Below are 24501 nucleotides of genomic sequence, written 5' to 3' on the forward strand. Positions count from 1 at the left end.
TTGCTGCTCCCTAGATGGCCTCGGCCCAGCTCTTGCTGAGCCGCATGGCACCGTCGATGATACCGGCCATGCTGTAGGTCTGCGGGAAGTTGCCCCACAACGAGTTGTCCCGCGGGTCTATGTCTTCGGAGAGCATGCCCAGCGGGTTCCTGCAGCTCAGCATATGCTCGTAGAGTTCCCGCGCTTCTTCCTCCCGGCCGATGGACGCCAGCGCGTCGATGTACCAGAAGGTGCAGATGTTGAACGCGTTCTCCGGCTCGCCGAAGTCGTCGGCCGCGGCGTAGCGGAAAACGTGATGACCGCGGCGCAGCTGCTTCTCGATGGCGTTCACCGTACCGACGAAGCGCGGATCGTCGGCTTTCAGGAAACCGAGGTAGTGCATCATCAGCAGGCTCGCATCCATCTCCGGACGCCCGAAGCTCTCGGTGAAGGCCTGCTGCCTGTCGTCCCACGCCTGCTCGCAGATGACCTTGTGGATGTGGCTCGCCTGGCGGCCCCAGTAGGCCGCGCGGTCGGCGAGGCCTAGGCGGGTGGCGATGCGCGCCAGACGATCGCAGGCCGCCCAGCACATGAGCGAGGAGAACGTGTGCACTCTCTTCCGGCCCCGGTACTCCCACAGGCCGGCGTCGGGCTGGTCGTGCAGCCGCACGGCGACGGCGCCGAGCTGCTCCAGCAGCTGGAATTCCGCCATGCCGCCCGGATGGGTGAGGCGCTGGTCGAAGAACATCTGGGTGGAGGAGAGGACGACCGCGCCGTAGACGTCGTGCTGGTTCTGCTCGTAGGCCTGGTTGCCGAGGCGCACCGGGCCCATGCCGCGGTAGCCGGACAGGGATTCCACCTCGCTTTCGGTGAGATCTGCCCTGCCGCTGATGGCGTAGACGGGCTGCAGCTCCGTCAGGCCGGCCTCGGTGGAGACGTCGATGATGTAGCGCAGATACTCCTCCATGGTCTTGGTGGCGCCGAGGCGGTTCAGCACGTTCACCACGAAGTAGCTGTCGCGCAGCCAGCAGTAGCGGTAGTCCCAGTTGCGGCCGCTGCCCGCGGCCTCCGGGATGGAGGTGGTCATGGCCGCGATCACCGCGCCCGTGTCCTCGAATGTGCAGAGCTTCAGCGTGATGGCCGCCCGGATCACGGCCTCCTGCCACTCGAACGGGATGGCCAATCCCCGCGACCAGCCCCGCCAGAAGCGTTCCGTGGCCTCGAGGTGGTTGTGGTAGGTATCCGATACAGCCTCGGGGATGGACTCGTCCGGGCCGAGGATGAGATGCACCGGCCGGTCGAGCACGAAGCTGGACTGATCCAGCACCCGGGTGATCGACACGTCCGTGGTGAGCCGCAGCCGCATGCCGGAGCCCAGGTAGCGGATGTGGTTGCTGCCGCGGCGGGTCTTGCAGGCCTTGCGCCCGTAATCCCGCGCCGGGTTCAGCCGGATGCGGATGCGCGGGCTGCCGCTCACCGGCGCGACGGCGCGTATCAGCATCATCGGCCGGAACATGCGTCCCATGTAGGGGTAGCGCGGGGCGAAGTCGGTGATCGCGATGGCGCCACCGTGGCGGTCGTACAGGGTGGTGCGCAGTATCGGCGTGTTCGGCACGTACTCCTGCTCGGCGCGCTCGAAGTCCTGCAGCTCGATCTCGAAGTAGCCGGGCCTCTCGCGGTCTTCCTCGCTGCGCAGCAGACGGCAGAAGACGGGGTCGCCGTCGAACTGGGGCAGACAGCCCCAGACCATCACCCCCCGGCTGTCGATGAGCGAGGCGATCTGGCAATTGCCGATGACCCCGAGATTCAGATCCGTCATGCGCGACCCCTTTGCGTCGTCGTCCTCGATGCCCCGGACAATTCCGATAATAATGGCGATGATGATGGAAGGGCGGACGCGGTCAAGAGTCCGCCAGTGCGCCGAGCCAGGCGTAGACTGCCTCGATATCCGGCAGCGACCAGCGCGCCAGCGTGCCCGTCTGGCGGGCGCTCTCGCGCACGTGGATGGAGTGTCCGCCCAGTTCGTTCACCACCGAGAAGCCGGCCTCGTCGGTGATGTCGTCGCCGACGAAAACCGGCAGCCGCCCGGCGAATGGCTGCACGGTCATGAAATCCTCGATGGCCTTGCCCTTGCTGCGGCCGGCCGGCATGAGCTCGCACACCATCTTGCCCTCCATCAGGCGGAAGCCGGGTCCGAGGTCCTCGCCGATGGCGCGCATGGTCTCCACGACCGCCGGGCCCGCGGCGGGCGCGCGGCGGTAATGCAGCGCGACCCCCTGGGGCTTGTGTTCCAGCAGCACGCCGGGACGGCCCGCGACGAAGGTCTGCAGACGGTCCATCGTCTCGTCCGGCAGCTGCGTACCCTCGCGGTACTCCACCGGATCGCCGGGATGACGGCGCAGCTCCAGGCCGTGGGCGCCGGCGGCGGGCAGTACCAGCGGGCTGAAAACCCGGTCGATATCCTGCACCGGGCGCCCGCTGATGAGCGCCAGCGCACCGTCGAGACGCTCGGCCAGGCGCGACAACAGCGCGTTCAGCCCGGCGGTGGAAGCCACCTTCGAGGGGTCGTCGCGGAAGCCGAGCAGCGTCCCGTCCACGTCCAGGAACAGCGCCCAGCGCCGGGGGTCGCCGAGTGGCGGCGCGGGTTTCAGGTTCTTTGCTGTCGTTGTCACGGCGGTGCGAGCATTGCGCACCGCGGCGCGCTTTGCAAACACCCGCGGGGCCGGTATTCGGTAGAATCCGCCGCATGATCGCCCCGAGATTCCTGCGTCAGCCCTGGATCTGGTTGCTCGCGCGCATCACCCGCCTGTGGATCAGACCGGCCGTGCTGCCGGAGGACCCCGCGGCGCTGATGGCGCCGCCGGGGACCCGGGTGTGCTACGTGCTCGAGTACGGGGGGCTGGCGGATCGGCTCGCGCTGGAGCAGGCCTGCATACGCCACGATCTCCCGCTGGCCGGCGAGGGCGTCGTGTTTGCAGGTCAGGAGGAATCCACGGCGCTGCTCGTGCTGCGCACCCGGCGGGGGCTGCTGTTCGGCCGCCGCCGCAAACAGATAGCGGCGCGGCTCGAGCGCCTGGTGGCCGCCGCGGCGCGGGGGGGCGACGAGGAGTTGTTGCTGGTGCCGGTGGCCGTCTACTGGGGACGCGCGCCGGAGAAGGAGCGCTCCTGGTTCAAGGTGCTGTTCAGCGAGCAGTGGGATATTGGTGGCCGCACGCGCAAGTTCCTGAGCACGGTCCTCTACGGCCGCGCCACGCTGGTGCATTTCAGCGAGCCGCTGTCCGTGCGCCGCGTCGCGGCGGAGGGACTGAGCGCGCGGCTCGCCTCGCGCAAGATCTCGCGGATACTCCGCGTGCATTTCCGTCAGCGCCGGGTCGCGACCCTGGGCCCGGATCTGTCCCATCGCCGCACGCTGGTGAACGGGGTGGTGCGCAGCGCCAGCGTGCGCGGCGTGATCAGCCAGGAATCCCGCGGCGATGCGCGCAAGCGCGAGCGGTTGCGGCGCAAGGCCCGGGAGTACGCCCGGGAGATTGCCGCCGACATGTCCTATCCCATGGTGCGCTTCCTGGACAAGGTGCTCACCTGGGCCTGGCACCAGCTCTACGACGGCATCCGGCTGAACGGCATCGAGCGGGTGCAGTCCGTGGCCGAGGGCAGGGAACTCGTGTACGTGCCCTGTCACCGCAGTCACATGGACTACATCCTGTTGTCTTACGTGCTCTATCACCAGGGCCTGTCGCTGCCCCACGTCGCCGCGGGCGTGAATCTGAATCTGCCGGTGGTGGGCTCCATCCTCAGGCGCGGCGGCGGCTTCTTCCTGCGCCGCAGCTTCCGCGGCAACCGTCTGTACGCCGCGGTGTTCTATGCCTATCTGCGGGCCCTGATCACCCGCGGCTTCAGCATCGAGTACTTCGTGGAGGGCGGGCGCAGCCGCACCGGAAGGCTGCTCAGACCCAAGGGCGGCATGCTGGTGATGACGGTGGAGTCGTTCCTGCAGGACCCGCGCCGGCCGGTCGTGTTCGTGCCCGTGTACTTTGGCTACGAGAAGCTGGTGGAGGGCAAGGCGTACATCAGCGAACTCTCCGGCGAGGAGAAGAAGAAGGAGACCGTGCTCGGCCTGATCCGCTCCCTGCGGACGCTGCGCGACTACTTCGGCGAGGTGTACGTCAACGTGGGCGAGCCGCTGGAACTTACTGCGCTGTTGGACGCGCACCGTCCGGGCTGGCGGGAGGAGGAACCGGTCGAGGGCGAGCGGCCGGCCTGGCTCCCGGAGGTGATCGGCGACCTGGAGCGGCGCATCATGTGGCGCATCAATGCCGCCGCCGCCGTCACGCCGATCAGCCTGCTGGCCCTGACGCTGCTGGCGACGCCGCGACAGACCATGCCGGAGTCCACGCTGCACCGCCAGCTCACCCTGCTGCTCGAGCTGCTGCGCCGCTTCCCCTACAGCGATGCCGTGACGGTGACCGAACTCGGGCCCGAAGCCGTCATCGCCCACGGCGAGAAGATGGGCGTCATCCGGCGCGAGGAGCACCCCCTCGGCGATCTCATCCTGATGCGGGAGAGCGAGGCGGTGCTGATGACCTATTTCCTGAATAACGTGCTCCACCTGCTGGCCGTCCCGGGTCTGGTGGCCGCGTGCTTCATCCAGAGCCGCCGGCTCGCGCTGGCCGAGGTGGTACGCCTGGTGGGCCTCACCTATCCCTATGTGCGCGCGGAGCTGTTCCTGCGCTGGCGAGGCGGCGAGGTGGAGGCGCTGGTGCGCGACGTCATCGGCCAGCTCACCGGCCTCGGGCTCCTGCGGCTGTCGGAGGACGGCCAGACGCTGCGCCGGCCCCGCGCGGGCAGCGCGCCGGCCTTCCAGCTGGTCCAGCTCGGCCGGCTGATGCTGCCGATGCTGCAGCGTTACTACATGACCATCGCGCTGCTGGAGCGCTACGGGTCGGGGCGTCTCACCCAGGGGCGGCTGGAGCGCATCTGCGAACTTTCCGCACAGCGCCTGTCGATGGTGTCCGGGCTGCGCTCGCCGGACTTCTTCGACCGCAAGCTGTTCCAGGAATTCATTCGCACGCTGCGCAAGGGCGGCGTGCTCTCCGTCGACGCCGAAGGCCGGCTGGCGTTCGGCGAGGACCTGGTGCGCGTGGAAGAAGACGCCCGCCAGGTGCTCGGCGAACAGCTCTGCCACCACATCCTCAGCACCACCGTGAGCGAGCTGCCGCCCGAAGAGGCGGAGCGGGAGCCCGCCTGAGGCGCCTGCCTCTGCACCCCGGGCGCCCGGCGTTGCGTACAATTGCGTCCATGAACAGTGCGCCCTGCAGCCCGGACGGTAATGCCTGGGACGTCGTCTCCTTCTATCGCTTCGTCTCGCTGCCGGCGTACCCGCAGCTGCGCGAGCCGCTGCTCGCGGCCGGGCGCGAGCGGAACCTCCTCGGCACTGTCCTGCTGGCGCCGGAAGGCATCAACGCCACGCTCTCGGGCGAGCGCGGCGCGCTCGCGTCGATGCTGGACTGGCTGGGCGGCATCGAGGGGCTGGCGGGACTGGAGGGCCGCTGGTCGCGCGCGGACGAGCCGCCTTTCCGGCGGCTGCGGGTACGCCTGCGCACCGAGATCGTCAGCCTCGGACGGCCCGACGTCGACGCCGCGGCGCGTACCGGCGAGCGGGTGCCGCCGGCGGAGTGGAACCGGCTGATCGCGGATCCGGAGACGCTGGTCGTCGACACGCGCAACCGCTACGAGATCGACGTGGGGCGCTTCCCCGGCGCCGTCGATCCCGGCACGGACAGCTTTCGCGATTTCCCGGCTTTCGTCGACGAACGGCTGGACGGCGAGCGCGACCGGCCCATCGCCATGTACTGCACCGGCGGCATCCGCTGCGAGAAGGCGACGGCCATGATGCGTGAGATGGGCTTCGAGCGGGTCTACCAGCTGGACGGCGGTATCCTCGGCTATCTCGACGAGATGGCGGATTCGCCGGACAACCGCTGGGAGGGCGAGTGTTTCGTCTTCGACAGCCGGGTGGCGGTGGACCGTCGTCTGGCCCCCGGCCACTACGTGCAGTGCCACGCCTGCCGGCGGCCCCTGTCCGCCGCGGACGTGGCGTCGCCGCTCTACGAAGAGGGCGTGAGCTGCCCTCACTGCCACGGCGAAGTCGACGCCGACCGCGCCGGACGGCTGGCCGAGCGGCGCCGCCAGGTGGAACTGGCCGAGGCCCGCGGCGAGCGCCACATCGGCGCCGTCTACGAGGGACGCGAAGAGGAGTAGGTCAGGCGTTCAGGTCGGGGATCAGCTCGCTCTCGAGGCGGGCGATCATGTCCTTCAGCTGGAGCTTGCGCTTCTTCAGCCGCCGCAGCCGGAGCTGGTCGACCAGGGGGTCTTCCGACAGGCGGTCGATGAGGTCGTCCAGGTCCCGATGGCTGATGCGCAGCTCCCGCAGCCGCTCCAGGCCCCTGAATACGTCGTTATCGACGTTGTTGTTGTCGGTGATCTCGCCGTCCACGCTTTCTTACTAAGCCGAAATCGGGCCCTTGTCCAGTCTTTCCCGCTCGAGCACAGGGCTCAGTCCCGGTCCCGGCCCGTCTCTCAGCCAATAGGCGGCCACTGGCGGTCCTGCGGGCCCGTCACCAGGAAGTGCGGGTTCAGGATATCCGCCTTGGCGTTGTAGGCCAGCGGCGAGCCGCCGGCCACCGTGACGCGCCCGCCGGCGGCCTCCACCACGGCCTGGGCGGCGGCGGTATCCCACTCCGAGGTCGGGCCCAGCCGGGGATAGACGTCGGCGCCACCCTCGGCGACGACGCAGAATTTCAGCGACGAACCCATGGGCACGAGTTCGTGCTCGCCCAGTTCGTCGAGCCACGCGTCCAGGCTCGCGCCGCGGTGCGAGCGGCTGCCGACCACGCGTACCGGCGACGCGGATTCCTCGGCGACGCGGATGGCCTCGCTGCTCCCGCCGTCGACGAGACGCCGCGCGCCGTAACCGTGCAGGCCGGTGTAGGTCTTGCCCTGCACGGGCACGTGCACGACACCGAGTACCGCCTGATGTCCCTCCACCAGGGCGATGTTCACGGTGAACTCGCCGTTGCGGCTGACGAACTCCTTCGTGCCGTCCAGCGGATCCACCAGCCAGTAGCGCTGCCAGGCGCCGCGCTCTCCGTAGGACGGCATGCCGTCTTCCTCGCTCAGCACGGGCATGCCGGGCGTCAGCTGCTTCAGGCCCTGGACGATGATGTCGTGGGCCGCGCGGTCGGCCGCCGTGATGGGGGAGTTGTCCTGTTTGTTGTGCACGTCGAAGTCGGTCTCGTAGACCTCCAGGATGGCCTGGCCGGCATCCCGGGTGATGGCCACGACGTTCTTCAGGAGCTGCTGTCGGTTCTGCACGTATCCTCCGTGTTACTGGCCGGCATCACCGGATTTCTTCGTCTTCCTGCGCCGGCGCCGCTTCTTCTTCTCGCCGCCGTCACCGGATTTCGCCTTGCTGCTGCCTTCGTCGGAGCGGGCTTTCCTGCCGCCGCCACTGCCGCCGCCACGGCCGCTGCGCCCGCCGCCGCGAGACGGCCTGCCGCCTCCGCCGGGACGGTCGCCGAGGCGCTTGCGCGGCCGTCGGGGCGGGCGCTCGATCTCCGGCAGCGCCTCGTGATCGAAGCTCGCCACCGGAATCTTGTTGCCGATGTAGTCCTCGATGTCGGGCAGCGACACCACGTACTGCTCGCAGCCGAAACTGATGGCGTCGCCCGATGCGCCCGCCCGCGCCGTGCGGCCGATGCGGTGCACGTAATCCTCGCGGTCCTGGGGCAGGTCGTAGTTGAATACGTGGCTCACGTCGGGCACGTGCAGGCCGCGGGAGGCGACGTCGGTGCCGATCAGCACGGCCAGCTCGCCGCTCTGGAAGTCGGAGAGCATGCGCTCGCGCTTGCGCTGGGGGACGTCGCCGGAGATGGCCTGGGCGTTGATGCCGTTCGCGCGCAGCGTGTCCTCCAGTCTCTCCGCTTCCCGCTTGGTGTTCACGAACACCATCGTGCGCTTGGCGTCCCTCTCGCGCAGCAGCTTTATCAGCAGCGGCAGCTTCTCCTCGTTGGAGGGGTAGTAGATGACCTGGCGCACGCGGTCGGCCGTCACCTTCTCGGGTTCGATGCGGATCAGCTCCGGATCGTTCATGTGCTCGTAGGCGAGTTCCATCACCCGGTGCGAGAGGGTGGCCGAGAACAGCATGTTCAGCCGTTCGGTCGGCGGAGGCAGGCGCCTGAGCACGTAGCGGATGTCCTTGATGAAGCCCAGATCGAACATGCGATCGGCCTCGTCCAGTACCATCACCTCCACGTGCTGCAGGTTGAACACGCCCTGCTTGAAATAGTCGATGAGGCGTCCCGGCGTGCCGATCAACACGTCGATGCCGGCGGTGATGTGGTCGCGCTGCTTGTCGTAGTCCTTGCCGCCATAGGCCAGCGCGAGCTCGAGATCCGTGTGGCTGCCCAGCGTCTCGGCGTCGGCGGCGATCTGCACCGCGAGCTCCCGGGTGGGGGCGAGGATGACCGCGCGCGGCGCCGACTGCTTGCCGTCCGGGCGTTCGCTTGCGAGCAGGCGATTGAACAGGGCGATCAGGAACGCGGCCGTCTTGCCCGTCCCGGTCTGCGCCTGGCCGGCGACGTCGCGGCCCGCGAGGGCGATGGGCAGCGTGCGGCTCTGGATCGGCGTGCAATATTCGAAACCGGCATCGTCGATGCCTTTGCGTATGGCGTCGGGCAGCTCCAGATCCCTGAAGGCCAGTTCGCTCAGATGATTTTCAGACATGGGTACCTGTGGGGAAAATGTGAATGTAAGGCTTGCAAATTCGGCCGCGAAGGGTTCAAATTAACCCCAGTTCGCTGCGACAGCCGTCGCACCTGCCAGAATTCGCTACCACCAAATCTCAAGAGAAGCCGCACAAGACCGGCGAGAAAGCTGCGACATATTGCCTGATCGGGAAGGCGCCGTCACCTGCCCGGTCCGGTGCCGAAAGAAATATGCGCCGTCGGGGTAGCTCCGACTCTGGACACTGAATCATTCGATGCTGCGGGGAGGTTAACAGCGGTGACTGACCAGATCGTTCATACGAGTGACGCGACGTTCGAGCAGGACGTGCTGCAGTCGGATCGTCCGGTGTTGCTGGACTTCTGGGCGGAGTGGTGCGGTCCCTGCAAGATGATCGCGCCGCTGCTCGATGACGTATCCGGCGAGTATGGCGATCGATTGAAGGTGGCGAAGATCAACATCGACGAGAATCCTAACACGCCGCCGAAATTCGGGATCCGCAGTATCCCTACCCTGATGTTGTTCCGCGACGGAGCAGTGCAGGCGCAGAAAATGGGTGCGATGTCGAAATCGCAACTTGTCGAGTTCTTGGATGCCAATTTGTGAGAGGCTACTTGGGTAATCAAGCAAGAGGGCGGTCGAAGCAATCTTCCCGTCCGAAAAATCAGAACGGGCCGCCGCGCAAACCGCGCCGGCGGAAAAGCGGCAACACGCAGCACGGCTACGAAGATCTCCCCGCCGACGAGGAGAATCTCGAGGTCATAACGCCGGAGCAGCTCGCCGACAGCAAGAACGTGATGAACCTCACCGAACTCAAGACGCGTCCCGCGTCCGAGCTGGTGGAGCTTGCCGACGAGATGGGGCTGGAAGGCCTGGCACGCTCGCGCAAGCAGGACATCATCTTCGCGATGCTGAAGGCGCATGCGAAGCAGGGTGAGGACATCTACGGCGACGGCGTGCTGGAGATCCTGCAGGACGGCTTCGGCTTCCTGCGCTCCTCCGACAGTTCCTACCTCGCCGGGCCGGACGACATCTACGTCTCGCCCAGCCAGATCCGGCGCTTCAACCTGCGCACCGGCGACACCGTCTCCGGCCTGATCCGTCCGCCGAAGGACGGTGAGCGCTATTTCGCATTGCTGAAGGTCGGGCAGATCAACTTCGATGCGCCGGAGAATGCGAAGAGCAAGGTGCTGTTCGAGAACCTGACGCCGCTGTTCCCGAAAGAACGGCTGAAGCTCGAGCAGGGCAACGGCAGCACCGAGGACCTGACGGCGCGCATAATCGACATGGTGGCGCCCATCGGCAAGGGTCAGCGCGGGCTGATCGTCTCGCCGCCGAAGGCGGGCAAGACGATGCTGCTGCAGAACATCGCCTCGGCCATCGCAGCGAACCATCCGGACTGCGACATGATCGTGCTGCTGATCGACGAGCGCCCGGAGGAGGTCACCGAGATGGAGCGTACGGTGCGCGGCGAGGTCGTCTCCTCGACCTTCGACGAGCCGGCGAGTCGTCACGTGCAGGTGGCCGAGATGGTGATCGAGAAGGCCAAGCGACTCACCGAGCACAAGCGCGACGTCGTGATACTGCTCGACTCCATCACGCGTCTGGCGCGCGCCTACAACACGGTGGTGCCGTCATCCGGCAAGGTGCTGACCGGCGGCGTGGACGCCAACGCCCTGCACCGGCCGAAGCGCTTCTTCGGCGCGGCGCGCAACATCGAGGAGGGCGGCTCGCTCACCATCCTCGCCACGGCGCTGATCGACACCGGTTCGAAGATGGACGACGTCATCTACGAGGAGTTCAAGGGCACCGGCAACATGGAGATCCACCTGGATCGCCGCATCGCCGAGAAGCGGGTATTCCCGGCCATCAACATCAACCGATCGGGTACCCGGAAGGAAGAGTATCTGACCCAGCCGGACGAGCTGCAGAAGATGTGGGTGCTGCGCAAGGTGCTGCATCCGATGGACGAACTCGCGGCCGTCGAATTCCTGCTCTCCAAGTTGCAGGACACGAAGACCAATGCCCAGTTCTTCGAGGCCATGAAGCGCTGAGGAAGCGCTGAGGCGGCGGCGCGCCGCCCGCGCCGCCTCAGGGTCAGTACAGCCGCCAGCGGTGCAGTATCACCGGCGTGCCGGCGGCGAAGCGCTCCCGGTCACGGTCCAGCTCGACGAAGCCGGTGGTCCCGGCCAGCGCCGTGAAGTCGCCGGACGTATTCGTGGGGGCCGGCATCGCCACCAGTGAGCCGTCGGCATCCGTCTCCGCCCGTACCGGCAGGAAGCAGGTCAGCGGCGGGCGGAAAGCGTAATCGGCGCCCAGCACCGCCGTCTCGACGGTGGGGCCGGTATGGCCCGCGCCGCGCAGCAGCGCCGGCAGCACGTAGCGGCGGAAGCACACCAGCGCGGAGACCGGATTGCCCGGCAGGGCGAATACCAGCGTCCCTCCGCGGGCGCCGAACCACATCGGTTTGCCCGGCCGCTGACTGACCCGGTGGAAGATCACCTCCACGCCCAGCTCGGCCAGGATGCCGGGCACGTAATCCGCCTTGCCCTTCGACACACCGCCCGAGAGCAGCAGCAGCGGGTATTCGTCCAGCAGTGCCGCGAGCCGCTCGCGCATGAGCTGGGGCTCGTCCCGCAGATGGACGTGGCGGCTGCCGGCATGGCCGTGCCGGAGCAGGGAGGAGAGGATGGCCGGGCCGTTGGAGAGCCGGATCTCGTGCGCCGCGACCGGCGCCCCGGCGGACACCAGCTCGTTGCCGGTGGAGACGACCGCCGCCGGCGGACGCCGGCCGACGCCGACGGTGGCGAGGCCCTGCGCGGCCAGCACCGCCACCTCCGGGGCCCCGAGCACGCAGCCCGGCTCCAGCAGCCCCGTGCCGGCAACGTGGTCCGAGCCCCGGCGGTGGATGAACTGGCCGGGCTCGGGCTCGTAGCCTTCCTCCAGTTCCGCGGTGCCGTCGGTGATGCGGACGCGTTCCACCGGGATCACCGTGTCGGCGCCGGACGGCAGCGCGGCCCCGGTCATGATCTCGATGCAGGCGGTATCGTCGGCCAGCTCGAGCGGCGGGTCGCCGGCGTGCTGCGTGGCCTGCACCCGCAGGTGCCGGGCGCCCGTGTGGCGCAGCGCGATACCGTCCATCATGACCCGGTCGAAAGGTGGCTGATCCCGCTCGGCGCAGACGGACGACCGCAGCACCCGGCCGGCGGCTTCCTCCACGGCGATGTCTTCGACGCCGTAGTCGGGCAGGGCATCCTCGATGCGCTGCCAGGCTTCGCCGACGGTGATCATGAGGTCTTAACCGCCGGCCGCCGCAGCGGTCTCGCGGGCGATGGCGCGGTGGCCGATGTCCCGGCGGAAACAGGAGCCGTGCCAGCGGATGCAATCGACGCCCCGATAGGCCGAGTCCCGTGCCGCCGTGACGCTGTCGCCCAGCCCCACGACGCAGAGCACGCGCCCGCCCGCGGTCACCACCCGGTCACCGTCCATGCGCGTGCCGGCATGGAAGACCTTGACGCCGTCCAGGGCCGCGGCGCGGTCCAGGCCCTCGATGGCATCGCCTTTGGGATAGTCCTCCGGGTAGCCGCCCGCGGCCATCACCACGCCCAGCGAGGCGCGGGGATCCCACTCGGCCTTCGCGTCGGCCAGGCGGCCTTCCAGCGCGGCCTCGCACAGTTCGACCAGGTCGCTCTGCAGCCGCACCATGATGGGCTGGGTCTCCGGGTCGCCGAAGCGGCAGTTGAATTCGAGCACCCGCGGCGCGCCGGTCTCGTCGATCATCAGCCCGGCATAGAGGAACCCCAGGTAGTCGACGCCGTCCGCCGCCAGACCGTCGATGGTGGGCCGGATCACCTCGTCCATGATGCGTCGTTCTATCGCGGGCGTGACCACCGGCGCGGGGGAGTAGGCACCCATGCCGCCGGTGTTCGGGCCGGTGTCGCCCTCGTCCCGGGCCTTGTGATCCTGGGAGGTGGCCAGCGGCAGGATGTGGCGCCCGTCGGTGATGACGATGAAGCTCGCCTCTTCGCCCTGCAGGAACTCCTCCACGACGATGCGCCGACCGGCACCGCCGAACGCGCCGGCCTGGAGCATGTCCCGCGCTGCCTCCTCCGCGGCCGCGACGGTATGGGCCACCACCACGCCCTTGCCGGCGGCGAGACCGTCCGCCTTCACCACCAGCGGCGCGCCCTGCTCGCGAATGTAGTCGAGCGCCGGCGCCAGTTCGGTGAAGCTCCCGTAGACGGCCGTAGGGATGCGGTGGCGTGCCAGGAAGTCCTTCGTGTAGGCCTTGGAGCCTTCGAGCTTCGCGGCTTCCGCGCGGGGGCCGAAGCAGCGCAGCCCGGCCTCCGCGAAGCGGTCGACGAGACCCGCGACCAGCGGCACCTCCGGGCCGACGATGGTGAGATCGACGCGCTCCCGGCGGGCCAGCGCCAGCAGGCCTTCCACGTCGTCCCCTGCCACCGCGGCGTTGCGGACGCCGGGTTCGAGCGCGGTGCCTGCGTTACCCGGCGCGACGACGACGTCGTCCACCCTCGGCGAGGCGGCGCATTTCCAGGCCAGCGCGTGCTCGCGCCCGCCGCCGCCCACGATGAGTATCTTCAAGGCAACTCCTCCGGCTCAGTGACGGAAGTGCCGCATGCCGGTGAACACCATCGCGATGTCGTGCTCGTCGGCCGCGGCGATGACCTCCTCGTCGCGCACCGAACCGCCGGGCTGGATCACGGCCCGCACGCCGTGCTCGGCTGCCGAGTCGATGCCGTCGCGGAAGGGAAAGAAAGCGTCGGACGCCATGGCGGCGTCCTTCGTGGAAAGCCCGGCATCGGCCGCCTTGATGGCGGCGATGCGCGTGGAGTAGACCCGACTCATCTGGCCGGCGCCGACGCCGATGGTAGCGCCGCCGCGGGCAAAGACAATCGCGTTGGACTTGACGTACTTGGCAACCCGCCAGGCGAACATCAGGTCGGCGATCTCGCCGGCCGAGGGTTCGCGGCGGGTCACCACGCGCAGATCACCGGCCTCGATGCGGCCATCGTCCCGGTCCTGCACCAGCAGCCCGCCGGAGACCTTCTTCAGTTCGACGGCCGGGCGCGCGGGACGCGTCTCGCCCGTGACGAGAACGCGCACGTTCTTCTTCGCGGCCAGCACCTCGGCGGTGCCGTCGGCCAGGGCGGGGGCCACGATGACCTCCACGAATTGCCGCTCCAGGATCTCGCGGGCCACTTTCTTCTGCAGCGGCTCGCTGAAGGCGATGATGCCGCCGAAGGCGGATACGGGGTCGGTGGCGTAGGCCCGCTCGTAGGCCTCGAGCTGCGACCCGGCGGCGGCCACGCCGCAGGGGTTGGCGTGCTTGACGATCACGCATGCGTGGCCCTCGAACTGGCGCACGCATTCCAGCGCAGCGTCGGCATCGGCGATGTTGTTGTAGGAAAGCGCCTTGCCCTGGATCTGCCCGGCGCCGGCCAGCGTCCCGCGGAGATCGCCCGCGTCGGCGTAGAAGGCGGCCTGCTGATGCGGGTTCTCGCCGTAGCGCAGGCTGGCGACGCGCCGTCCGCCTGCGGCGAAACGCTCGCCGAGCCGGCGTTCGCCCGCCGCCTCGGTGAGCCATGCGGAGATGGCCGCATCGTAACCGGCCGTGTGGGTATAGGCCTTCGCTGCGAGGCGCAGGCGCATGGCCTCGTCCGCGCGGCCCTCGTCCAGCGCGCGGAGTGCGGGCTCGTAGTCGGCAGGGTCCACCAGCACGAGCACGTCGCGGTGGTTCTTGGCCGCCGCCCGGATCATGGCGGGGCCGCCGATGTCGATGTTCTCGATGGCATCGGCGAGGGTCGCATCCGCCGCGCTGACCGTCTGCTCGAAGGGGTAGAGGTTGACGGCGAGGACGTCGATGGCGTCGATGCCGTGCTCGGCCATGACGGCCGCGTCGGTATCCCGGCGGCCCAGCAGTCCGCCGTGGATCTTCGGATGCAGGGTCTTCACCCGGCCGTCCATGATCTCGGGGAAGCCGGTCACCGCCGAGACGTCGGTGACTTCCAGCCCGGCATCGCGCAGCGCGCGGGCGGTGCCCCCCGTGGAGAGCAGGTGGTAGCCGCTGCCGGCCAGCCCCCGCGCCAGTTCCACCACCCCGGTCTTGTCGGAGACGCTCAACAGCGCGCGGCGGGGTGGCGTCATCGGCTCTGCTCCCGGTGTGTGTGCTGACGCCGGCGGCCGCTCAGCGCAGCAACGCGTACGCCTTCAGTTTCTTGCGCAGGGTGCCCCGGTTGATGCCCAGGATCGAGGCGGCCTCGCTCTGGTTGCCGCCGGTGTATTCGAGCACCGTCCTGAGCAGCGGCTTCTCCACTTCGCTCAGCACCAGCTCGTAGAGATCCCCTGGCCGATAGCCGTTCAGGCTCTCGAAATACTGGTTCAGGGCATCCTGGGTGTGGTCGCTCAGGGACTTGTCGTTGCCAAGCGTCGGCTTTCTTTTCTTCTTTTTCGTCGATTGAGCCACGTCGATTCGTTCCCCGCAGATCGCCGCCACGACCGCCGGCCGCAGCGCTTCGGTTGACTGTTGTTGCTGAACAGCGGGATCAGGCGGCCAGAACACCGGCCCGGTCCGCGCTGTCGAGAAAGCGCTCGGTGAGGAGCAGCTGCTCCCTGGCGCTCTCAACGCGCACCACCTGGCGTCGGTATTCATCGCCATCCGGCAGATGGCGGCTGTACCAGGACAGGTGTTTGCGTGCCACCCGGACACCGCGCTCTTCCCCATAGAAACGGTGCAGGTCGTGCAGGTGGGCGGTGATGATAGCACGGAGCTCGGCAGCGTCCACAGGCGCCGGCACGGTGCCGTGACGGAGATAGTGCAGCACTTCCCGGAATATCCACGGACGGCCCTGTGCCGCGCGGCCGATCATCACGGCGGCGGCGCCGGTTACGCGCAGAACTTCGAGTACCTTTTCAGGACTGTCGATATCGCCGTTGGCGATCACCGGTATGGAGACGGCGTCGACGATCTGCGCGATGGTCTCGTATTCCGCGCTGCCGGCGAAGCGGCAGGCGCGGGTGCGCCCGTGGATGGCCAGCGCCCGGATACCGCAGTCCTCGGCGATCCTGGCCACCCGCACGCCGTTGCGGTTATCGGGATCCCAGCCGGTGCGCGTCTTCAGCGTGACGGGCAGGTCGACGGCGGACACGACCGCGGCGAGGATGTCGGCGACCCGGCGCTCGTCCTGCAGCAGCGCCGAGCCGGCGAGCTTGCGGCAGACCTTCTTGGCCGGGCAGCCCATGTTGATGTCGATGATGTCGGCGCCGGCATCGGCGACCGCGCGGGCCGCCTCCGCCATGGGCTCCGGATCGCTGCCGGCGATCTGCACCGCCCGCGGCCGGGGGTCGCCCTCCAGGCGCAGTCGGTGCCGTGATTTCTCCGAGCGCCAGAGGGAGGTGTCCGCGGTGGTCATCTCCGTGGCGGCCAGGCCGGCCCCGAACCGGCGTGCGAGGCGGCGGAACGGCAGGTCGGTGGTGCCCGCCATGGGAGCGAGCAGCACGGGCGAGGCGATGTCGATGGTGCCGATGCGCATAACGGTCTAGCGGCAGGCGCCGGAGCAGCGCAGGTCGCCTTCGGCGCCCCGGTAGCAGACGTGCAGCTCGTAGCCCGCCGCCTCGCTACCCGGATCCGACAGGCGGGCTCGGGCGCGCACGCGCTCGCCCGGATGCATGCGGACGTCGCGCAACTCCCCTTCGGGCAGATAGTCCCCGGCCTCGACGGAGCGGCTGCCGATCACGCTCTGCCAGCGGTCCGTCAGCGAGACGTGCAGCAGCGGATAGGGCTGAGGCCGGTCGCCCTGGTGCACGATGACGCTGGTGATCTGCAGCGAGTCCGCGCTGGCATCGCCGCCGGACGACTCGACGCACAGCGCGCCGATGTCCCAGCGCGGTTGCACCTCGACGCCGAACAGGCCGTAGATCTGCTGCAGGCGGGGCCCGAATTCCGGATGGGTCGCCAACTGGGCGCGCTGGCCGTGGATGACCTGGGCGCCGAGTGCGGCGACCAGCAGCAAGGCGGCCGCCGACCACAGCAGTGTCCGCGACCGGCTGCGCCGGCGCGGGAGCAGCGTCTGGTCGATGATCTCCTCTTCGGCGATTTCCTCAGGCTGTTCCCCGGCGGCGCCCCCGGCCGTCTCGCTTTCGAGTTCCCGGGGAGATTCCGTGGCCGACTGCGACTCTTCGCGATCCTCCCGCCCGCGCTCCTCGACGGCGGCCGCCACGGCGTCGCTGTCGGGGCGGAGGATCGCCGCGAACTCGCCGCTCTGCACGATCTCGTCGAACAGGGCCGCGGATGCCGCGAGGTCGTCCCGGTCCTCCGCAGCGGGACGCTCGCTTTCCTCTTCCGCTGTCTCCGTCTCCGCTGTGTCTGTCCGGTCGTGTTCCGGCGTTTCCGGCGCGGTCTCCGGCACGGCTTGCCCGGCCGGCGGTTCCCCGGCTTCGGGCTCCACCGTCCCCGTCGGCTCCGCCGCCTCGGGCCGGGTCTCCGCCGGCTCTTCGACGAGGGTGAGCTCTTCGGACGGCGCCTCCGCCTCCGGCGGTTGGGCGGCCCGTGCGCCGTTCTCGTCGTCGGTCTCATGCTCCAGCCCGGCGCCGAGGGCGGTCTCGTCCAGCTCGAGTTCGGCGAGCAGTGCGCGCCACTCGTCCTCGTCGCCGAGATCGCCGGTCTCTCCCGCCTCGTCGCCGCTATGGAGAGTCGGCTCTGCCGGTTCCCCGGTCGGTCTGTCCGTCTGCGCGCCGGCCGCCGCGGCTTCGTCCCGCTGCTCGCCTTCCTCCTCGTCGGTCTCCGCGGAAAGTTCACCGCCGAAGGAAGCCAGGATCTCCTCCAGGGGCGTGTCGTCGTCGAAGCGCTGGGGCTCGCGCTCGGGTTCGCCTTCCGGTTCGGGCTCGTGCTCGGGTTCGGCCTCGGCCTCGGGTTCCGGTTCGGCCTCGGGCCCCGTTTCGGGCCGGAATTCCGATTCCGATCCGGTTTCCGGCGCCACTTGCCACAGCTCTTCGGGCTCCTCTGCCGGCGCGGGCGTCCATTCCGCTTCTTCCGCCGGACTCCCTGCAGACTCGGTGTCGGTGTCGGTGTCGGTCTCCGGCTCCGGCTCCCGCTTCGGTTCGGATTCCGGCTCCGGTTCCGGCCCGGCCTCGGCGCCGAGCTCCGGCGCCGGCTCTTCGATCGACTCCGGCTCGGGTGCCGGCGGCTCGGCCGGTTGCGGCGGTTCGTGGGACAGGGTTTCCAGCGCGTCGAACACCGTCCCGCACGCGCCGCAGCGCACCCGCCCGTGGGCACGTTTCAGATCTTCCGGCCCGATCTGGTAGACGGTCCGGCATTCGGTGCATTGGGTGTACACGGTGTCAGTCTTCCCGGCGCCTGCCGCTGATCATGATCCAGTCCTCGCGTGCCACCGCCGGCGCGATCTCGAACCAGGGCTCGTAGGCGGCGCGGATCTCGTCCGCCTGACTCGCGAGGATACCCGATAACACGATCTCGCCGCCGCCCCGGGTCAGTCCGGCCAGCCGCGGTGCGAGCGCGGCCAGGGGAGCGGCGAGGATGTTCGCCAGTACGACGTCGAACGCCGTGTCGCCGAGTTCGTCCGGTGCCGCGACGCCGAGGCGCCCGGCGACGTCGTTGCGTGCCGCGTTCGCCCGCGTTGCCGTGAGGGCCTGCGGGTCGATGTCGGTGGCGGTCGCCTCCCCGGCGCCAAGGAGCAGGGCGGCAATGGCGAGGATGCCCGAGCCGCAGCCGTAATCGAGGACGCGGCGCCCTGCGATGCGAGCCGCATCGAGCCATTCCAGGCACAGGGCCGTCGTGGCGTGAGTGCCGGTGCCGAATGCGAGGCCGGGGTCCATGTCCAGCACCACCGCGTCCGGGTCTTCCACCACGCTGCCGGTCGGGCATACCCAGAGGCGCTGCCCGAAGCGCATGGGGTGGAAGTCGCGCAGCCACTCCCGTTCCCAGGCGCGGTCCGCCAGCGTCTCCACCCGCCAGGCCGGCAGTTCGTCGAGTTCGAGTGCGGCACGCAGGCCGGCGCTCAGGGCATCCTCGTCCAGTGTGTCATCGAACAACGCGGTGACGAGGGTGGCGGGCCAGAGCGGCGTCTCGCCCGGCGCGGGCTCCAGCACCGGCGAATCGCCGGCGTCGGAGTAGGTGACGGCGCCGGCACCGAGGTCCTCCAGCGCCTCCTCTACCCGGGCCGCGTCGAGTCCTTCCAGAGCCATGGTGAACTGACGCCAAGACATCCCGCCGGCGCCGGTTCACAGACCGAGGCGCTTCTCCAGGTAGTGAATATTCGTGCCGCCGGTCTTGAAGGCCTGGTGGGTCATGATCTCCTGGTGCAGCGGCACGTTGGTCTTGATGCCCTCGATCACGATCTCCGTCAGCGCGATCTGCATGCGGGCGATGGCCGACTCCCGGTTCTCGCCGTAGGCGATCAGCTTGCCGATCAGCGAGTCGTAGTAGGGGGGCACGCGATAGCCGCTGTAGAGATGGCTATCCACGCGGATGCCGGGCCCACCCGGCGAGTGCCACAGCTGGACCATGCCGGGCGAGGGCATGAAGGTCTTCGCGTCCTCAGCGTTGATGCGGCACTCGATGGCATGCCCGGTGACGCGGATGTCGGCTTGCGTGAAGCGGAGCTTCTCGCCGGCGGCGATGCGCAGCTGCTCCTTCACGATGTCGACGCCCGTGACCATCTCCGTGACCGGGTGCTCCACCTGCAGACGGGTATTCATCTCGATGAAGTAGAACTCGCCGTCCTGGTAGAGGAACTCGAAGGTGCCGGCGTTGCGGTAGCCGATCTCCTGGCAGGCCTGGACGCAACGCGCCCCCATCCGCTCGCGCTCCTCGTCGCTGATGCCAGGCGCCGGCGCCTCCTCGATGACCTTCTGGTGGCGCCGCTGCATGGAGCAGTCGCGCTCGCCGAGGTGCACGGCGTTGCCGTGGGCGTCTGCCAGCACCTGGAACTCGATGTGCCGCGGTCGCTCCAGAAATTTCTCCATGTACACCTGGTCGTTGCCGAACGCCGCCTTGGCCTCGGCCCGGGTCACGTTGATGGCGCCGAGCAGGGAGGCCTCGCTGTGGACCACCCGCATGCCGCGGCCGCCGCCGCCGCCGGCCGCCTTGATGATCACCGGGTAGCCGATCTCGCGGCCGAGGCGCAGGTTCTCGTCGCCGTCCTCGCCGAGGGGGCCGTCGGAACCCGGCACGCAGGGCACGCCCGCCTCCTTCATGGCGCGGATGGCCGAGACCTTGTCGCCCATCAGACGGATGCTCTCGGCCTTCGGGCCGACGAAGATGAAGCCGCTCTTCTCGACCCGCTCGGCGAAGTCCGCGTTCTCCGACAGGAAGCCGTAGCCGGGATGCACGGCCACGGAGTCGGTGACCTCGGCGGCGCTGATGATGGCCGGCATATCGAGGTAGCTCTCTGCGGAGGAGGGCGGGCCGATGCAGACGGTCTCGTCCGCCAGCAACACGTGTTTCAGATTGGTGTCGGCCGTGGAGTGCACGGCGACCGTCTTGATGCCCATCTCGCGGCAGGCGCGCAGGATCCTGAGCGCGATCTCGCCGCGGTTGGCGATAACGACCTTTTCGATCATGGTCCGCTCAGGAGCCGCCGCGCTGGTCGATCACGAACAGCATCTGCCCGTATTCCACCGGCTCGCCGTTCTGGACGCGGATCGATTTCACCACGCCGTCCACGTCGGCCTCGATCGGGTTCATCATCTTCATGGCCTCGACGATGCACAGCGTGTCGCCGGCCTTGACCCGGTCGCCGATCTGCACGAACGGGCTCGCCCCCGGGGCGGGCGCGGCGTAGAAGGTGCCCACCATCGGCGAGGTGACCACGTGACCCTCCTCCTCGGGCTCCCGGGGCGGCGCGCCGGCGGGCTCGCCGGCGGGAGCGGCGGGCTCCGGAGGCGGATTGGCGGGCGCCGCCTGCTGCATCGGGTAGTGAGCCATCTGCGGCGCGGCCACCATGGTATTGGCCGGGTAGCGGCTGATGCGCACCGCCTCTTCCCCCTCGGTGATCTCGATCTCCGCGATGCCGGATTCCTCCAGCAGCTCGATGAGCTTCTTGACCTTTCTTATATCCATGCGCTTGCCTTCTCTTATGAGTCCGTCAGCCTGCGGTGCAGTGCCAGCAGGGCGAGTTCGTAGCCGATGACGCCCAGTCCGACGATCGTGCCGTCGGCCACGTCGGAGAAATAGCTGTGGTGCCGGAAGCCCTCGCGGGCGTGCACGTTCGAGAGATGAACTTCGACGAAAGGCCGGCCGGCGGCCAGCAGGGCGTCGCGCAGGGCGATACTGGAGTGGGTATAGGCGCCCGGGTTCACGATCAGGGCGCGGGTGCCGTCGTCGGCGCAGGCCTGCACCCGGGCCACGAGCTCGTGCTCGGCGTTGCTCTGAAAACAGTCCAGCTCGTGGCCGAACTCGTCGGCCAGGTTACGCAGACGTTCCTCCACCGCGGCCAGGCTCTCGTCGCCGTAGACAGTGGGTTCCCGTTTGCCCAGCAGGTTCAGATTGGGCCCGTTCAAGAGGAGCAGCCGCGGCATGATCAGTCCAGTAGACGGCCTTTTCAGCGAAGTTAGCGGCGAGTTTAACGCCCATAGCCGGCAATTGCACAATAATTGCCGGCAGCGGTCGTGCTCGGGCGCCGCCGGGCGGCGGCGTGCGGCGGGCGGGTCCCGCCGGCGGATCAGATATCGGCGAGGGCCTGCCGGGCGGCGTCGGCGGGCAGCGTGCCGTCGAGGAATTCCCGCAGCACCGACGCCATGGTCTCGGCCTGGTCGGCGTTGAATTCGCCCACATGCACGTTCAGGAGTTCGCCGTCCGGCGCGACGATCAGCGTGAAGGGCAGGCCGAGGAAATCGATGCCGAAGCTCTCCGCGGCGGCGATGGCGTCCTCCTGGCCGATGAGCACGGGGTAGTTGAACTCCATCTCTGCCGCATAGTCCGCCACCGGTTCGGCATCGTCGATGGCGATGCCGATGACCTGGATGCCCGCCTCGCCATGCCGGGCCTGGATGTCTTTCAGCAGCGGGATCTCCCGCCGGCAGGGGGCGCACCAGGTGGCCCAGAAGTTGATCACCCGCAGCTTGCCGTCCCAGTCGGCGAGGGTGCGGGTGCGGCCGGCCAGGTCAGGCAGGCTGAAGTCGCCCGTTTCCGCCTGCGCGGCGCTGGCCCGCATCTCGGCAGCGGTCCGGTCGACGGGCGCGGTGGCGGGACTCTCGGGCGGCAGCAGCACACGGGAAAGCCACATGCCGGCCGCAACCGACGCCGCCAGGACGAGGATCATCAGGATACGGGGCATATCAGTCTGCCTGTGCGGTCACGGCGGCGGGCGCCGGCGCGACGGCCCGGGCCGCATGGGCGGCGAACTCGTCGGCGGGCATGAAGCCCACCACCTGGTAGGGACGGCGCTCCTCGCCGTCCGGCCCGAAGAATATGATCGAGGGCGGCCCGAAGATGCGGAAGTGCTTCAGCAACGCCTGGTCCTGCTCGTCGTTGGCGGTCACGTCCGCCTGCAGCAGGACGACGCCGTCGAGTTCCGCCTGCACCTGCGGGTCGCTGAAGGTGTACTTCTCCATCTCCTTGCAGGACACGCACCAGTCGGCGTAGAAGTCGAGCATCACCGGCTGGCCGCGGGTGGACGCCTCGGCCACCGCCAGTTCCAGGTCGGCCACGGTCTTGATGCGGCGGAATTCCAGTTCCTCGTGGGCCGCGGCCGCGCCGCCGCCCACCGCCGCCACGCGCGTGCCGGCGAGGGGCTGCAGCGGGTCGTCGCCGCCCGACAGCGCGCCGAGCAGGAGGACGGCGCCGTAGAACATCGCCAGCACGCCGAAGCCCTTGCCGAGTTTCTGCGCTCCGCCCGATTCCGGCGTCAGCGGCGTCAGCGCGCCCAGGAATACGCCGGCCATGAAGATGAGCACGGCCCACAGGGCCAGGGTGACGGCGCCGGGCAGCACCCGGTCCAGCATCCAGATGGCCAGCCCCAGCATCACGAAGCCGAAGGCGTTCTTCACCGCCACCATCCAGGGGCCGGCCTTCACCATCAGCTTGCCGGCGGAGGCGCCCACCGCGAGCAGCGGCGCGCCCATGCCGAGGCTCAGCGCGAACAGGGCCGCCGCGCCCCGGAAGACGTCACCCGTCTGGCCGATGACCGCGAGTGCCGCCACCAGCGGCGGTGCCACGCAGGCGGTGACGATCAGCGAGGACAGCGCACCCATGACGAAGGCGCCCACCATGGTGCCGCTCTTCTGCTTGCCGCTGATTGCGGCCACGCGGGTCTGCATGGACGAGGGCATCTGCAGGTCGAATGCGCCGAACATGCCCGCCGCCAGAAGCACGAACAGCCCCGCGAATGTCACCAGTATCCAGGTCTGCTGGAAGATCGCCTGCGCCTGCTGTCCGGCAGCGGCGAACAGCGCGCCGGCCACGGTGTAGGTGAGCGCCATGCCCATTACATAGGAAAGCGACAGCGTGAAGCCGCGCGCCGGTGTCACGTCCTTGCCCTCGCCGGCGATGATGCCGGAGAGGATGGGGATCATCGGCAGCACGCAGGGTGTCAGTGCGAGCAGCAGGCCGGCGCCGAAGAAGGTGGCCAGCACCGCCGCCAGGTTGCCCTCGCCGATCAGCGTGGCCAGGCGGTCCTGCTCGGAGACGGGCGCGGCCGCGATTGCCGTCGCCTCGTCCGGCGGCCGCGGCGCGTCGGCGGCGGTGGCCGGCGGCAGGGAGACGTTCACCTCGCGCTTGAGCGGCGGGTAACAGATTCCGTCCTCGGCGCAGCCCTGGAAGCCCAGCTCGAGCACCAGGCTCTGCCCCTCGCGGCTCGCCCGGTTCAGCGGCAGCCGCGCGACGACCTCGTCGTAGTAGACCTCGGTCTCGCCGAAGTACTCGTCGAACTTCTTCTTGCCCGCCGGCGTCTGCAGGGCGCCGAGCTGCACGCCGTCGCTGACGGCGGCGGCCGACAGCTTGTCGCGATAGAGGTAATAGCCGGGCTCGATCTGCCAGGCCAGTTCGACGGTGTACGGGTCCAGCGCGCTCACCACCGGCCGGAATGCCACGTCCGGCGGCAGGAACTCGCCGCCGCCGGTGGCGGCCAGCCCGCCGGAGGGCCGGCCGCTGCCGAAGGGCGAGACGGTGGGCGACGCGGCCGGTGCCGCGCCCGCCAGCGTCACCTCGGTGGTCCAGCGCTGGGGCGGATAGCACAGCCCGATGTCGGCGCAGCCCTGGGAGCGGAGCTCGAGGGTCACGGTGCCTGCGCCCTCGTTGACGTAGGGCACCTGCATGGTGAAGTCGCCCCGGTAGATCTCCTGGCGCCCGAAGTATTCGTCCTCGTGGATCTCGCCGGTGGGCAGCGCGGGCTCGCCCAGCAGGACGTCGTCGCTGTCGGCGCCGATGCCGAGCTTCTGGCGGTACAGGTAATAACCGGGTTCCACGGTCCAGCGGACGAGCAGCGACTCGCCGGTGTCCTCGACCTGGTAGCGGAATGCCTGCTCGGGGCGCAGCAGGTCCTCCGGCGAGACCGCATGGGCCGGCGGCGCGAAGGCGGCCGCGGCGATACCGATCATCGTCGCCATCCAGACCATGGCCAGGACGGCTGCGACAGGGGTGGCGGCCGCACTGGCCGCACGACGGGGAGGATGTCTGTTCGGGCTCATGCTGTCTCTCATTACCGGCGTTGCCTCGGACGGCCCGCAGACGGGACGCCCCGCAGGCGGACAGCCATACAGTGTGAC

The 24501-nt window shown here is 69.1% G+C and carries 21 protein-coding genes; 4 read left to right on the plus strand and 17 right to left on the minus strand.

Annotation, left to right across the window (positions count from 1 at the left end; all coding sequences use genetic code 11):
• Positions 1-10: 10 nt before the first annotated feature.
• Positions 11-1798 (minus strand): glycoside hydrolase family 15 protein, encoded by a 1788-nt coding sequence (locus ACJMK0_RS06295; protein WP_405236575.1) that lies wholly within the window; start codon positions 1796-1798, stop codon positions 11-13.
• 82 nt (positions 1799-1880) lie between these two features.
• Complete coding sequence (otsB, locus tag ACJMK0_RS06300; protein WP_405236577.1) at positions 1881-2651, minus strand: trehalose-phosphatase; 771 nt, start codon at positions 2649-2651, stop codon at positions 1881-1883.
• Between the two features lie 74 nt (positions 2652-2725).
• Between otsB and plsB the strand changes: the two genes are divergently transcribed.
• Together plsB and trhO are read left to right on the plus strand one after the other, a co-directional pair.
• Positions 2726-5224 (plus strand): glycerol-3-phosphate 1-O-acyltransferase PlsB, encoded by a 2499-nt coding sequence (plsB, locus tag ACJMK0_RS06305; protein ID WP_405236579.1) that lies wholly within the window; start codon positions 2726-2728, stop codon positions 5222-5224.
• A 50-nt stretch (positions 5225-5274) separates the two neighbouring features.
• Positions 5275-6237, plus strand: coding sequence for an oxygen-dependent tRNA uridine(34) hydroxylase TrhO (gene trhO, locus ACJMK0_RS06310; protein ID WP_405236581.1), 963 nt, complete (start codon positions 5275-5277; stop codon positions 6235-6237).
• Position 6238: 1 nt separating this feature from the next.
• Here the strand turns inward: trhO and ACJMK0_RS06315 are convergent, their stop codons facing one another.
• The 3 genes from ACJMK0_RS06315 to rhlB form a co-directional block, all read right to left on the minus strand.
• Positions 6239-6472, minus strand: coding sequence for a DUF465 domain-containing protein (locus ACJMK0_RS06315; RefSeq protein WP_405236583.1), 234 nt, complete (start codon positions 6470-6472; stop codon positions 6239-6241).
• 83 nt (positions 6473-6555) lie between these two features.
• Positions 6556-7350: a 3'(2'),5'-bisphosphate nucleotidase CysQ gene (gene cysQ / locus ACJMK0_RS06320; RefSeq protein ID WP_405236584.1), complete on the minus strand. Its 795-nt coding sequence runs from the start codon at positions 7348-7350 to the stop codon at positions 6556-6558.
• Positions 7351-7362: 12 nt separating this feature from the next.
• The gene (gene rhlB, locus ACJMK0_RS06325) at positions 7363-8760 is read right to left on the minus strand and encodes an ATP-dependent RNA helicase RhlB (RefSeq protein ID WP_405236586.1); all 1398 of its coding nucleotides are present in this window, start codon (positions 8758-8760) and stop codon (positions 7363-7365) included.
• 279 nt (positions 8761-9039) lie between these two features.
• On the opposite strand from rhlB, the gene trxA reads away from it, so the two are divergent.
• Together trxA and rho are read left to right on the plus strand one after the other, a co-directional pair.
• Positions 9040-9366, plus strand: a complete 327-nt coding sequence (gene trxA / locus ACJMK0_RS06330) for a thioredoxin TrxA (RefSeq protein WP_405227350.1) — start codon at positions 9040-9042, stop codon at positions 9364-9366.
• A gap of 191 nt (positions 9367-9557) precedes the next feature.
• Positions 9558-10814 carry a transcription termination factor Rho gene (gene rho / locus ACJMK0_RS06335; protein ID WP_405237906.1) on the plus strand — a complete coding sequence of 419 codons (1257 nt, stop codon included), beginning with the start codon at positions 9558-9560 and terminating at the stop codon, positions 10812-10814.
• Between the two features lie 43 nt (positions 10815-10857).
• Here rho and ACJMK0_RS06340 read toward each other — a convergent pair whose 3' ends face one another.
• The 12 genes from ACJMK0_RS06340 to dsbD form a co-directional block, all read right to left on the minus strand.
• Positions 10858-12051: a molybdopterin molybdotransferase MoeA gene (locus ACJMK0_RS06340; RefSeq protein ID WP_405236588.1), complete on the minus strand. Its 1194-nt coding sequence runs from the start codon at positions 12049-12051 to the stop codon at positions 10858-10860.
• 6 nt (positions 12052-12057) lie between these two features.
• Positions 12058-13362 (minus strand): phosphoribosylamine--glycine ligase, encoded by a 1305-nt coding sequence (gene purD / locus ACJMK0_RS06345; RefSeq protein WP_405236589.1) that lies wholly within the window; start codon positions 13360-13362, stop codon positions 12058-12060.
• 15 nt (positions 13363-13377) lie between these two features.
• The gene (purH, locus tag ACJMK0_RS06350; protein ID WP_405236590.1) at positions 13378-14925 is read right to left on the minus strand and encodes a bifunctional phosphoribosylaminoimidazolecarboxamide formyltransferase/IMP cyclohydrolase; all 1548 of its coding nucleotides are present in this window, start codon (positions 14923-14925) and stop codon (positions 13378-13380) included.
• 40 nt (positions 14926-14965) lie between these two features.
• Positions 14966-15244: a DNA-binding transcriptional regulator Fis gene (gene fis, locus ACJMK0_RS06355; protein WP_405236591.1), complete on the minus strand. Its 279-nt coding sequence runs from the start codon at positions 15242-15244 to the stop codon at positions 14966-14968.
• A 79-nt stretch (positions 15245-15323) separates the two neighbouring features.
• Positions 15324-16310, minus strand: a complete 987-nt coding sequence (dusB, locus tag ACJMK0_RS06360) for a tRNA dihydrouridine synthase DusB (protein ID WP_405236592.1) — start codon at positions 16308-16310, stop codon at positions 15324-15326.
• Between the two features lie 6 nt (positions 16311-16316).
• Complete coding sequence (locus ACJMK0_RS06365) at positions 16317-18113, minus strand: DUF3426 domain-containing protein (RefSeq protein ID WP_405236593.1); 1797 nt, start codon at positions 18111-18113, stop codon at positions 16317-16319.
• 4 nt (positions 18114-18117) lie between these two features.
• Positions 18118-19002 carry a 50S ribosomal protein L11 methyltransferase gene (gene prmA, locus ACJMK0_RS06370; protein ID WP_405236595.1) on the minus strand — a complete coding sequence of 295 codons (885 nt, stop codon included), beginning with the start codon at positions 19000-19002 and terminating at the stop codon, positions 18118-18120.
• Between the two features lie 15 nt (positions 19003-19017).
• Positions 19018-20358: an acetyl-CoA carboxylase biotin carboxylase subunit gene (accC, locus tag ACJMK0_RS06375; RefSeq protein WP_405236597.1), complete on the minus strand. Its 1341-nt coding sequence runs from the start codon at positions 20356-20358 to the stop codon at positions 19018-19020.
• Positions 20359-20365: 7 nt separating this feature from the next.
• Entirely contained in the window at positions 20366-20857 is a 492-nt protein-coding gene (gene accB / locus ACJMK0_RS06380; RefSeq protein WP_405236599.1) for an acetyl-CoA carboxylase biotin carboxyl carrier protein, read from the minus strand.
• A gap of 14 nt (positions 20858-20871) precedes the next feature.
• Complete coding sequence (aroQ, locus tag ACJMK0_RS06385; protein ID WP_405236601.1) at positions 20872-21315, minus strand: type II 3-dehydroquinate dehydratase; 444 nt, start codon at positions 21313-21315, stop codon at positions 20872-20874.
• A 143-nt stretch (positions 21316-21458) separates the two neighbouring features.
• On the minus strand, positions 21459-22073 hold the full coding sequence (locus ACJMK0_RS06390) for a TlpA family protein disulfide reductase (protein ID WP_405236603.1): 615 nt from the start codon (positions 22071-22073) through the stop codon (positions 21459-21461).
• Between the two features lies 1 nt (position 22074).
• Positions 22075-24423 carry a protein-disulfide reductase DsbD gene (gene dsbD, locus ACJMK0_RS06395; RefSeq protein WP_405236605.1) on the minus strand — a complete coding sequence of 783 codons (2349 nt, stop codon included), beginning with the start codon at positions 24421-24423 and terminating at the stop codon, positions 22075-22077.
• Positions 24424-24501 lie beyond the last annotated feature (78 nt).

This window comes from Lentisalinibacter orientalis, from assembly GCF_040706535.1.
GTDB lineage: Bacteria > Pseudomonadota > Gammaproteobacteria > Steroidobacterales > Woeseiaceae > Lentisalinibacter > Lentisalinibacter orientalis.

Coding starts and splice junctions, on each gene's coding strand:
- aroQ (WP_405236601.1), bottom strand. CDS start 21,315: ATGCCGCGGCTGCTCCTCTTGAACGGGCCCAATCTGAACCTGCTGGGC.
- rhlB (WP_405236586.1), bottom strand. CDS start 8,760: ATGTCTGAAAATCATCTGAGCGAACTGGCCTTCAGGGATCTGGAGCTG.
- dusB (WP_405236592.1), bottom strand. CDS start 16,310: ATGCGCATCGGCACCATCGACATCGCCTCGCCCGTGCTGCTCGCTCCC.
- prmA (WP_405236595.1), bottom strand. CDS start 19,002: ATGTCTTGGCGTCAGTTCACCATGGCTCTGGAAGGACTCGACGCGGCC.
- dsbD (WP_405236605.1), bottom strand. CDS start 24,423: ATGAGCCCGAACAGACATCCTCCCCGTCGTGCGGCCAGTGCGGCCGCC.
- accC (WP_405236597.1), bottom strand. CDS start 20,358: ATGATCGAAAAGGTCGTTATCGCCAACCGCGGCGAGATCGCGCTCAGG.
- ACJMK0_RS06340 (WP_405236588.1), bottom strand. CDS start 12,051: ATGATCACCGTCGGCGAAGCCTGGCAGCGCATCGAGGATGCCCTGCCC.
- rho (WP_405237906.1), top strand. CDS start 9,558: ATGAACCTCACCGAACTCAAGACGCGTCCCGCGTCCGAGCTGGTGGAG.
- accB (WP_405236599.1), bottom strand. CDS start 20,857: ATGGATATAAGAAAGGTCAAGAAGCTCATCGAGCTGCTGGAGGAATCC.
- ACJMK0_RS06390 (WP_405236603.1), bottom strand. CDS start 22,073: ATGCCCCGTATCCTGATGATCCTCGTCCTGGCGGCGTCGGTTGCGGCC.
- purH (WP_405236590.1), bottom strand. CDS start 14,925: ATGACGCCACCCCGCCGCGCGCTGTTGAGCGTCTCCGACAAGACCGGG.
- ACJMK0_RS06295 (WP_405236575.1), bottom strand. CDS start 1,798: ATGACGGATCTGAATCTCGGGGTCATCGGCAATTGCCAGATCGCCTCG.
- trhO (WP_405236581.1), top strand. CDS start 5,275: ATGAACAGTGCGCCCTGCAGCCCGGACGGTAATGCCTGGGACGTCGTC.
- plsB (WP_405236579.1), top strand. CDS start 2,726: ATGATCGCCCCGAGATTCCTGCGTCAGCCCTGGATCTGGTTGCTCGCG.